This window comes from Flagellimonas algicola (assembly GCF_005937185.1).
GTDB classification, from domain to species: Bacteria; Bacteroidota; Bacteroidia; order Flavobacteriales; family Flavobacteriaceae; genus Flagellimonas; species Flagellimonas algicola.
On sequence record NZ_VCNI01000002.1, the window covers coordinates 1,362,935 to 1,374,510 of the forward strand.

Here is an 11,576-nt window from a genome sequence, read left to right on the forward strand (position 1 = left end):
TTATTTTTTAGCCAAAAATATAGGTGCGTCGTTATTTCTTCCGATGATAAAAATCGTGTCCTTACCCATGGTGATTTTTTTCATCGTTCTTGCGGCTCCTGAAACATTGAAACCACTTTGTTTTACATATTTAAAATTTCCATTTTCACCTTGCTGCAAAATTAGTCCATGAAAAGCATCCAATCTTCCCAATTGTGTACTTATTTCATAGTTATTGCCCAAGATTATCAATTCATTGCGTCCATTGCCGGTCACATCTTCCAGCCCAATATCGTAAATGGAAGAGGATTGTACCAAACTTGGAAATTCCTTTTTGGTAAACTGCCCGTTTCCATCATTTATAAAATAGCAGCTGGCCAGTTCAAATACTTGCTTTTTTCCGGCATCATCGAGCTTGCCTTTCCCGAATAAATCCTGGATGGAGGCATTGGCAAAGGACTCGTACAGTAAAAATTCCTTGTTTAAAAAGGGCATTTGTTTTACCAATTCATCTTTGGAGGCGAATGGCGTTTCAGTGTCCTTATGATAATAGGTCACAATGGGTTCGATGCTGCCATTATCGTCAAAATCATTGGTGTACAAAGTAATTGGTTTGTCCCTGCTGGCCTTAAGCTTGCTGTTAAGGCCCCAATTGCCACCGATCAAATCCAAATCCCCATCCTCGTCCAGATCCTCCGCTTTGACCATATTCCACCAACCGTGGGTGTTTTCCAAGCCGTTATCTTTTTGCAATTTGAAAGTACTTCCATCATTTAAGAAAATAGAAACGGGCATCCAGTGGCCTACCGCCACAAGATCCAAATATCCGTTGGCATCCACATCAGCTGCAAATATGTCCTTGATGTTCCCTAAATATTCCAGTTCCGGAATGATTGCGTGGGTAACGTCCTTGAATTTTCCTGTGTCATCACGTTTGAGAAAAAACTGCTTGGGAGTTTTACCGTATTCGGACGGTACTTGATCAGAAACTATAACAACTTCTTCCTTACCGTCCCCGTCAAAATCCTCAGCGATCACTTTGGACGCATTGGTTTCCATCAAAGGCAAAAGCCCATGATCCAGATGAAACTTTCCTTTATCGTTAAGGTACAGTCTAGGTTGTAGCGGCATTCCGCTTTTGTATTCGTTACCTCCACTGACCACGAGCAGGTCAGGATAGGCATCGTCGTTGGCATTTAGAAAGGTGAGTGAAGTATCTTCGTTAGTAGCGTGCGTTGTAAAAAATTCTGGTTGGTGTGACCTGAAACTTCCGCTTTCATCTTGAAGGTATAGCGTAGAGGCCTGTTTTTTGGCGCCGCTTATGAAAAAATCCTCCAATCCGTCTTGGTTAACATCGGCAATGGCTATCCCAGGTCCTTCATTGGAGCTTGCAAAAGGAACAAGGGGCTCCTTGTCAAAATCCAAAGAGGTTGTTTCCGTATGGACAAAGTCAATCAGGGAATCCATGGGTTTGAATAAAGGTTGCCCAAGCTGCGATATGTTGTCATAGTAGTTGGCAACCGAATCGTTTTTGGTCACAGTGATTTGGTTGGGAACGGATACATTGTAGAGGGTTTTATAGGCGCCGCCAGGCCAAATAACATGAAGGGAATCTATTACGGAATCTTTGCCCAAACCGAGATGCACGCGAGGGGGAACGGCGGACAAATATCCTTTGGAGATGAAATTTTCCTGGGTCACCGTCTGGGATGCTGAAAAGGCTATAATCTTTGTTCCCAAACCGAACTTGTTTTTTGGCCCTGCATCCAATTCCAAAGTCAAATGGTTACCTTGTAGACTGGTGTTTTCAAGAATAAATGCTTCCTCATCCACATTATTGATCACAAGATCCAAGTCTCCGTCATTATCCAAATCGGCATAAATGCTTCCATTGCTGAAGGAGGGCTCAACCCCAATCCAATTTTTGGTCAGGTTCTCAAACTGGGCTTCCCCGCGATTTCTAAAAATATAGTTAGGGATTTTCTTCACGGGGATTTCCTCGATCAATGGCATATCGGATTGTAACATCCCTTGGTCAATACGCCTTTGGATACTTTCGTTGGACATGAAATTGATGAAATCCATATCGTTGGTAGCTCCTTTTATGCCATTGGAAACAAAAACATCTTTGAGCCCGTCATTGTCAAAATCGGCCAAAAGGGCTCCCCAAGACCATTCTGTGGCAGACAGGCCACTTAAGTTTCCAATCTCTGCAAAATTTGAGTTTCCCAAGTTGAGATGCAGGGTGTTTTGCATGTACTGCGGTGCGTAGCCATTTTTAAGATACTGCTGGTAAATAGGGTAGCTGTATTCCAATCCGGATGTCTTGTAAGTCTTCAAGTTTTCTGGAAGCATGTCCAATGACAAAATATCGGTAAGCCCATCATTGTTGACATCGGCTATATCATTACCCATGGAAAAGTGGGTGGTATGGCCCAATTTTTTATCGTCGGAAGAAATCAATTCTTTGAAGGTGCCATCTTGTTGGTTGATATAGAGATAGTCGTTCTCAAAAAAATCGTTTCCAACATAGATGTCTGGGTAGCCATCGTTGTTCACATCACTGATGGACAGACCCAATCCATAACCACTTTTGCCTTGGAAGATTCCGGCCTTGGCACTGACATCAACAAAGTTTCCCCCTATATTTTCATACAATCTATCTCCTGAAAGGGAATCTACAAGCTTGCGTTGAGATCCCCGCCCATAGGCCCTATTGGGATACACAGAATGATTCAAAAGGTACATATCCAAATCCCCGTCCAAATCGTAATCAAAAAAAGCAGAGTGGGTAGAAAAGCCTGAAAAGTCAAGGTTGTACTTCTGTGCTTCCTCTTTAAAAAGTGGCACTCCGTTCACATCATTTCCCTGATTGACATAGAGCAGGTTATGTCCTTCCAAAATGTGGTAATTGCCCACTTTGCAAACATAGATATCCAACAGACCGTCACCATTAATGTCTACACTGGCAACTCCTGTGGTCCAACCCGATGCATTATCGATTCCTGAAATATGATTGGTCTTTTCAAAGCGCAACCCTCCTTTGTTGAGGTACAGTTGATCTTCGGATTGATTGGCCGTAAAGTAAAGGTCAACAAGACCATCCCCGTTAAAGTCCGCAGCGGCTATACCAGCACCATTGTAGTAGTAAAGGTAGTTTAGAATATTAAGGTTGGGAGATTCCTTTAGGCTATTCTTGAAGGTAACACCTGTAAGTTCAGCATCCCTCTTTGTAAATAGGGTTTCCGAATTGTTTTCTGTGCAACTAAGAATCAATAAAAAAGAACCAACAAAAAGGCAGTAAATCCCCTTCATCCATCAATTTTAATAGGTCGGGTAAGATAACCAATCCCATGAAAATTAGAGAAGTAACAATAGTTAATATTTTGTGGAATTGGGGCGAAAACGTTTGCGGTTGATAAGAATCTTAATTGGAGGGTTATTGTATTGAGAAATAATCCAATATATTTAAGGATTACTAACAAACCAAGAAATTGTAATGGTAGGAATTTTATCTTTTTTAGGCTTTACGCTACTCGTAGGAATCATTGCTTATTTGGCAACACGCTCAACAGATGAAACCTCATCTGACGGCTATTTTTTAGGAGGGCGAAGTTTAACTGCAGGTGTCATTGCTGGATCGCTGTTATTGACCAATCTTTCCACGGAGCAGATAGTTGGATTGAACGGTAGTGCCTATAAAGATGGATTGTCCGTTATGGCGTGGGAAACCTTGGCCGCGATTGCCATGGTTGTTGCGGCAATTTTCTTGTTGCCCAGATACCTAAAAGGTGGACTTACCACGGTCCCGCAGTTTTTGGCGAATCGATTTGATGTGGCCACAAAGACCATTACCTCAGGATTGTTTTTGACAGGTTATGTTGTGGTTTTGCTACCTGTAATTCTCTATTCCGGGTCGGTAGCAATCAGTGGCATGTTCAATGTTCCAGAAATGTTGAACGTTTCGGATACCACAGCCTTGATCATTTGTATTTGGGGGATTGGGGTTATAGGCTCCATATATGCAGTTTTTGGAGGATTGAAAGCGGTTGCGGTTTCGGATAGTATCAACGCTATTGGATTGATGATTGGAGGTATCCTTATTCCGATTTTTGGACTCATGGCCATAGGTGACGGAAGTGTATTTCAAGGTTTGGATGAGCTTATGACCACTAACCCTGAACGATTTGATTCGACCGGAGAGCATGGGCAGGAGGTGCCATTCTCTACCATTTTTACCGGAATGATGTTGGTGCAACTATTCTATTGGGGTACAAATCAACAGATTATACAACGGGCTTTGGGTGCAAAGAATTTGGCCGAGGGACAAAAGGGGTTACTTCTAGCTTCGTTTTTGAAGATTTTGGGGCCACTTATCTTAGTTCTTCCAGGGATGATTGCCTTTCATTATTTTGATGGAAACTTGGAGTCCAGCGATATTGCTTACCCTGCCTTGGTAGGAGCGGTACTGCCGAAGTATTTGGTTGGATTTTTTGCTGCGGTGCTTTTTGGTGCCATTTTGAGTTCATTTAACAGTGTCTTGAACAGTTCGGTCACCCTATTTGGGATTGATATCTACAAGCAGCATATCAATAAGGAGGCTTCCGAGTCCACTGTAGTGAAGTACGGGAAAGTCTTTGGGGTTTGTTTGGCCTTGGCTGCCATGTTTATTGCGCCTTTGATTGCCAATGCCGGAAGTCTGTTCAACTACTTGCAAGAAATCAATGGAATCTACAACATTCCTATTTTAACTATCATTGTGGTAGGCTACTTGACCAAAAGAGTTCCAGCGATTGCGGCTAAAATTGCCATATTCTTGGGGTCTGGACTTTATATCATCAGTCAGTTCATTGTTGGGCCCAAATTGGTGGAAAACGCATTGGAAGTTGCAAAAGCTACGGGGGTTACGGATGAGGCTGCCTTGCGATTGGTCGAAGCAGATGCATATCCCCATTATTTGCATGTAATGGCCATTCTTTTCTTATTGAATGCCGGGATAATGCTATTGATCGGTAAATTTTATCCAAGGAAGGAAGCCTTTGTCCAAGAATACACGAAGCAAGTGGAGATTACTCCTTACCGACATGTGAAGCAAGTTGGATTGGCCATTTGTGTAATCGTGGTGGGCATCTATATCTACTTTGCTAAATAGATTGTAACATACCTTTTGCCAATTGTTGTTGGTGAAGGGTCTTTTATTGATAGAATAGGTAAGCTGGGCTTTATTTTAAAAGCCTGATTGGTTCGTCTGATTCGCCTTGCCGTTGATAGCTCTGTTATTAGGTTGTAATCCTAGCATGTCACTCCTCAACCCATAAGCACTGTTTTTATACTTAAATACAACCTTGTGTTGTCTGTAAAAAGTGGCAGAGTCAATTGGTCATAGATCCATTTAGCTAAGTAGGGGCGCTATTCAACCAATAATAGACAGGGAAATAGAAAAGGCTGCCCTAGGGCAGCCTTTAAACTATAAGATAAACTTAAACTTGGATTGTTAATACCCTGGATTCTGCACCAAATTTGGATTGGAAAGCAAAGCATTGGTTGGTATTGGGAATAGGTTTTTGTTGTCATCCCCAACAGATTCGGCATTTTTGAACTCCCAATCTCTGGTAAACTGTCCAAAACGTATCATATCTGTTCTACGGATAGCTTCAACATAAAGCTCTCTACCTCTTTCTGCCAACATATCGGCTTCGGTAACTGATCCTAGTGGAGTAGCTCCTCGCAATGCGCGTAGCTCATTAACCAGTGCGGTAGCATCGCCACCACCAGCACCTCTCATGATTGCTTCTGCTTTCATCAAATGGGCATCCGCATATCGGAAGATGATTTCATGGTTGGTAAAGGATCCGTTAGCAGGATGGTACTTGATAACTCTTACGCCAGTACGCTCATTGTTACCTACCAATCCAGGCAATTCCTTCGTAAATACTAGAGGATTACCAGGACGATCGTTTAGCGCGTTTCCTTCAGCATCATAAGCTTGTCCAATAAAGAAGCCATATGCGAATCCTAGATTGGTTTCATCAGCATTTGATGCATCTGGCACCCAACCTCTACGCTCTTCTTGACCATCTCCAACATTGTTGGTAGTTGGATTACCTTCAAACATGTCGTAGAATTCAGCCAAAGTGCTAAATCCATTCCAACCACCACCTGTGTTATCAGGAGCAACGGTGTTATAGTGTGCCCCGTTCCAGATTCTGTTACCTACAGATGTTGGTAACCAGAAAATAGTTTCGGAATCAGCATCTTCCTTGAAAATATCAAAATAACCATCTTGTAAGGCATAACCTTCGCCCGTGATGGCATCAACAAGGGAAACAACTTCGCTAAGAGCAGAAGCATCTGGAGCTCCCGCACCACTGTATACACCGGAGTTCAATAGAACCCTAGCTTTTAAGAAACGGGCAGCTGCCTTGGTTCCTCTACTTTGATTGGCAACATCGTTTGCTGCTACACTTGGAAGGCCTGCAATGGCAACATCCAAATCATTCAAAATAAAGTCATAAGCTTCAGTTCTGGATAGAATAACTGGGTCCACTTCAGGACCTTCGTCTGGCTCCCTGAAAGGAACTTGTCCGTACATATCCATAATTACCCACATTCCAAAAGCTCTTACAAAGCTAGCTTGGGCAACTTCTTCAGCGGAAGCACTACTTCTTGGATCTATCACCTCTGAAGCCAAGAAAATGGTTTGATTCCAGTTGTTCCATACATTAAGAATGTACTGGTGCCCAGGACTCCAAGTATGGGCATGAAGTGTTCTCCATATCCCATTATCACCCCAGTCCGTACCTCTTGTAGGAACCAGTTGCTCATCCGTGGCTACTTCTTGCAATGCATAAAAGTTTGCCTGGTCACCCAATCTATTCATTCCGTTGAACAAGTTGTCAACGGATGCGGCTGGGTCTTCAACACCATTAAAGATGCCTCCGGTGGCTGTAGACTCATCAATGATAGAGTCGGATTCTTCAATTTCGAGATCGGTACACGAAATCGCAAACACCACACAGAATGTGGATAATAGCCATAATTTAAATTGATTTCTTTTCATCATTATTCAATTTTTTTTAATTAAAAGGTGGCATTTACACCAAAAGTGAATGTTCTTGGTCTTGGGAATGCCGTCAAATCTATACCAGCTGTTGGTAGACCATTCAATAAATCCAATCCATTATTTGCTGGAGATACACTTACCTCTGGATCCAAACCTGAGTAATCCGTAATCAAGAACAAATTTTGTCCTGTTAAAGATAATCTTAGGCTTTTGATTGCTCCTGTACCACTTAGAGGCACATTGTAACCTAAGGATGCGTTTTGGAAACGAACAAAATCACCTTTTTCCAAAAATCTTGTAGATACCTCAGCGGCAGCATTACCTGCTTCTCCACTGGTTAAAACATTAGGAGTAACGTTCCTTGCGTTGGCAATGGAACCTGCAGTAAAGAATGCGTTGGCCGTGTTGTTATATACAGAGAACCCAAATTGACCTGTGAAATAAGCTGAGAAATCCCAGTTCTTATACGAGGTATTTAAAGAGAAACCGGCTATAACATCTGGAAGGGCATCTTCACCCACAAAACCTTGAACGTCACCAATTGGCTGACCATTGCTGTCAAATCCTCCAAACTCTCTTAGGAAATACGAGAATAGTGGTTGGTCGCCTGCCAAAATCTGGGCAAATGCCAAAGAAAGTCCCTGACCTCTAATGGTACCTGCTGGAATTTGACCACCAAAATCCTGCAATTCGTTTTCGTTATAAGAAATGTTGAAGGAAGTACTCAAGTTAAAGTCCTCAGATTGCGCAAAATCATAGGCAATAGAGAATTCAACCCCTTGGTTCAATACGGTTGCATCCAAGTTTTGGAAGAAGAAAGGCTGTGGAGATGGCTGCGCAGCAGGAACACTTAACAGAAGATCTGTTGTTTCCTTGCGATACACATCAATGGTTCCTGAAAGCCTATCGTTGTTAAATCCAAAATCAAGACCAACACCATAGGAAAGTGTTTCTTCCCACTTCAATTGGTTATTTACAAAGGATACTGCTTGAGTACCTGGGATAGCGATTTCCCCAGCATTCTGAATATCTCCTGCAGGATTGGTTGTATAACGCTCTCTACGAACGAAGTTACCGAACCCTAGACCTTCCTGGTTACCAGTGATACCTCCACTAACTCTAAGCTTAAGTGTTGAAAACGCATCTCCCATAAAATCCTCTTCATGTAATTTCCATGCAAAAGCACCGGAAGGGAAGTAACCGTATTGGTTATCCGGACCAAATCGAGAAGAACCATCAGCCCTTATCGTACCTGTAAACAGATACTTGTCGGCAATACTGTAGTTTACCCTACCAAAGAAAGACTGTAGCTCATCCGTAAAATCGAAAGTGTCCGTAAAAATAGAACGCACATCGATTAGTACAGAAGAAATATTATCAGTTACAGGAGAAGGGAAAAGTCGATTTATAAATATCTCACTTTGTCCAGTCCCAATACCGTACTGCTGATATCTTCCACTAATATTGGATTCAATGGTATTGGCAGATCTCTCCAAATCATCTCCCATGCGGTCAAGATTGGAAGTATTGAATCCCCATCCTTGGATGTTTCTTCCATCTCTTCCAAAATCTTGATAAGAGAAACCTACAAGAACATCAAGGAAAGAATTTTCCAATTCCTTTTTATAGGTCAATGTTGCTTCCAATAGGTTGTTGGCTACATTGATGTCGTTTACTGCAGCACGACCGTTACCACTTGTACCGTTGGACAAACCAACTACATCACGGCTAATTCCAGATTTTCTAGTAGACTCTGAAGTGTCATAACCATAGGTAACCTTACCGGTTAGCTCTGGAGTAAAGTCGTACTCCAAGGAAACGTTAGCCAAGAATCTGTTGGTAAAAGCTGTACTTTGTGTTACATGCAACAAGTTGGAAGGGCTTAAAAGACCTCCACCCGGAGCAAAATCAACATCAGTGGGCCAAGTTGGGTTGGCAGAATATGCAGCACCCAATAAATCCCCGTTAAATCCGGCACTACCAGAAATTGGTGGTGATTCATCATTTACACGGGATACAGTAGCTTGTACATTAAGTCTAAGCTTGTCATCCAAAAAGCGGTGTGTCCAGTTGGCTCTTCCGGTAATTCTTTCCAAGGAAGACTCTTCAATAACACCAAACTGATCCTGGTAACCAAAAGTGGCACGGATATTACCCTTGCCATAGTTTTTGGACCAAGAAATGTTTTGGTTGTGAGAAGTAGCGTTTCTAGTCACGATATCTTGCCAATCTGTATTTGCACCAAAATCTTGATCTGCTGCAACCCCACCGAATTGTGCAACACCAGCCAGGAATTGCTCACGGTTCAATAAGGTGTACTCGTTAGCAGGTTTGGAGAAACTGAGGCTTGAAGAAAACTCGAAAACCCCATCAGATCCAGCCTTACCACTCTTGGTAGTAATGATCACAACCCCGTTTGCACCTCTGGAACCGTAGATTGCTGTTGCAGAAGCATCCTTCAAAATACTGATGCTCTCAATATCAGAAGGGTTCAAGAAGTTCAATGGGTTTTTGGCCGCACTGGACCCCAAACCTAAACTTCCCTGTCCGGTGGCTGAGGTATCATCTCCAGCAAGTGGAACACCATCTACCACAAAAAGTGGATTGTTGTTCGAACGCACAGAGTTTGTACCCCGAATACGGAATTCAACTCCGGCTCCCGGTTCACCACTGGTCTGCGTAATCTGGACACCTGCGGTCTTACCCTGAATCAACTGTTCAGGAGATGAAATTACACCTCCGTTGAAGTCCTCAGCGGTAACTGATGCCACAGCTCCCGTTGCATCTTTAACCGTAGTGGTACCATAACCAATGATTACAACTTCATCCAATGCTTGGGCATCTTCTTGAAGCGTAACATTAATGGTAGTCTGTCCATTTACGGCAATTTCTTGGGTGGTGTAGCCAATGTAGCTAAACACCATCACCGAAGAATCGTCAATACCACTTAGGGTATAATTACCATCAAAATCGGTCTGCGTACCATTGGTAGTGCCTTTTACAAGGACACTTGCTCCCGGTAATGGACCGTTTACATCCGTAACAGTACCAGATACCGTCTGAGCTTTTGCCAATCCAAAGCATAAAAATGCCCCAGAAAGCAAAATGCTTTTTAGTAGCGTAATCTTCATAAATAATTAATTTTAAGTTTAGTTAATTTCAATTCAATTGTTAAACATATATAAAAATAAAGTTAATCCGTAGTTAGCTAGAGTATGATTCGCAACGAAAACGGTTTCGTGTTAATAACTTTAGGATTTTGCGAGTTTAGTAAAGCTTTTATCTTTTAATTAGTCAATTCGCAATTTTCCCTTGAAGATTTGGAAGTTTATGCAATCCTATAGCTAATATACTATTTTTATTTTTTACCGAAATTTGCGCTTTTTTTAGTTAAAATTTAACCTAAGGCCAAGCGGTCAATTTTGTTAAAAAAGTTTGACTAAAGTTGAGAACTGATGTATATTGGCTAACTTCAAAAAATTACTGGGAAGAAAAGACGGCGCGCATTGAAATCAAAGATAACATTAAAGGATATTGCAAGAGAATTGGAGGTTTCCATATCCACGGTTTCAAAGGCCTTGAAGAACAGTGAGGAGATCAGTAGGGATACCAAGGAAAAGATCCAAGCTTTCGCCAAACTTTACAACTATCGTCCCAACAATATAGCCATTAGTCTTAAGAACAAAAGAACCAAGAATATTGGGGTGGTCATTCCTGATATTGTGCATCACTTTTTTACAACCGTAATCAGGGGCATAGAAAAATATGCCAATGCAAGGGGATACAATGTAATTGTATGTTCTTCAGACGAATCCTTCGACAGGGAAGTGATCAATATGGAAATGTTGGCCAATGGTAGTATTGACGGCTTTATCATGTCTTTGGCTTCAGAAACCCAGCAAAAAAATGACTATAACCATTTAAAAGAGGTCACGGAACAGGGGATTCCCGTGGTGCTATTTGACCGGATTACCAACGAGGTAGAATGCGATAAGGTGATTATTGACGATCAACTTGGAGCCTATATGGCGGCTAAGAAAATGATCGATCAAGGAAGGAAAAAAATTGGACTCATAACAACTGCGGATTATCTAAGCGTTAGTAAGGCTCGCACCCAGGGATACCGAAAGGCCTTAACCGAGCATAATTTGGAAGTGGATGAATCCCGAATCCTTAAGTTGTCCAGCATGGATATGGATGAAGAGCTCATTCAACAGTTTTTTGAATCCACAGAAATGGATGCGGTTCTTTGTGTCAATGAAATTTTTGCCGTGTATACTATGCGCTTGGCCCAAAGGAATGGACTAAGAATTCCGGAGGACATCTCTTTTATTGGGTTTACAGATGGATTTTTGTCTGAATACGCCAACCCCAGCTTGACCGTAATTGCCCAGCATGGGCAAAAGATGGGAGAGATTTCTGCCCAAATGCTTATTGAAAAAGTGGAGAGCGAAGCAGAAGAGGAAACTTACCAGACCAAAATTTTGGAACCTACTTTGGTGGTAAGGGATTCTACAATTAACTAATTTTGCAC

At 42.0% G+C, this 11,576-nt stretch carries 5 protein-coding genes; 2 read left to right on the plus strand and 3 right to left on the minus strand.

The genetic code is table 11. The features are described from left to right. Positions 1 to 3,294, minus strand: coding sequence for a VCBS repeat-containing protein (locus FGG15_RS15000; protein ID WP_138837656.1), 3,294 nt, complete (start codon positions 3,292 to 3,294; stop codon positions 1 to 3). 184 nt (positions 3,295 to 3,478) lie between these two features. Here FGG15_RS15000 and FGG15_RS15005 point away from each other — a divergent pair, with 184 nt between their 5' ends. Further along, the gene (locus tag FGG15_RS15005) at positions 3,479 to 5,131 is read left to right on the plus strand and encodes a solute:sodium symporter family transporter (RefSeq protein ID WP_138837657.1); all 1,653 of its coding nucleotides are present in this window, start codon (positions 3,479 to 3,481) and stop codon (positions 5,129 to 5,131) included. A gap of 342 nt (positions 5,132 to 5,473) precedes the next feature. Here the strand turns inward: FGG15_RS15005 and FGG15_RS15010 are convergent, their stop codons facing one another. Next, positions 5,474 to 7,042, minus strand: coding sequence for a RagB/SusD family nutrient uptake outer membrane protein (locus FGG15_RS15010; RefSeq protein WP_202619562.1), 1,569 nt, complete (start codon positions 7,040 to 7,042; stop codon positions 5,474 to 5,476). 17 nt (positions 7,043 to 7,059) lie between these two features. Beyond that, positions 7,060 to 10,173, minus strand: coding sequence for a SusC/RagA family TonB-linked outer membrane protein (locus FGG15_RS15015; protein ID WP_138837659.1), 3,114 nt, complete (start codon positions 10,171 to 10,173; stop codon positions 7,060 to 7,062). Positions 10,174 to 10,548: 375 nt separating this feature from the next. Between FGG15_RS15015 and FGG15_RS15020 the strand changes: the two genes are divergently transcribed. Then, positions 10,549 to 11,568, plus strand: coding sequence for a LacI family DNA-binding transcriptional regulator (locus FGG15_RS15020; RefSeq protein WP_138837661.1), 1,020 nt, complete (start codon positions 10,549 to 10,551; stop codon positions 11,566 to 11,568). Positions 11,569 to 11,576 lie beyond the last annotated feature (8 nt).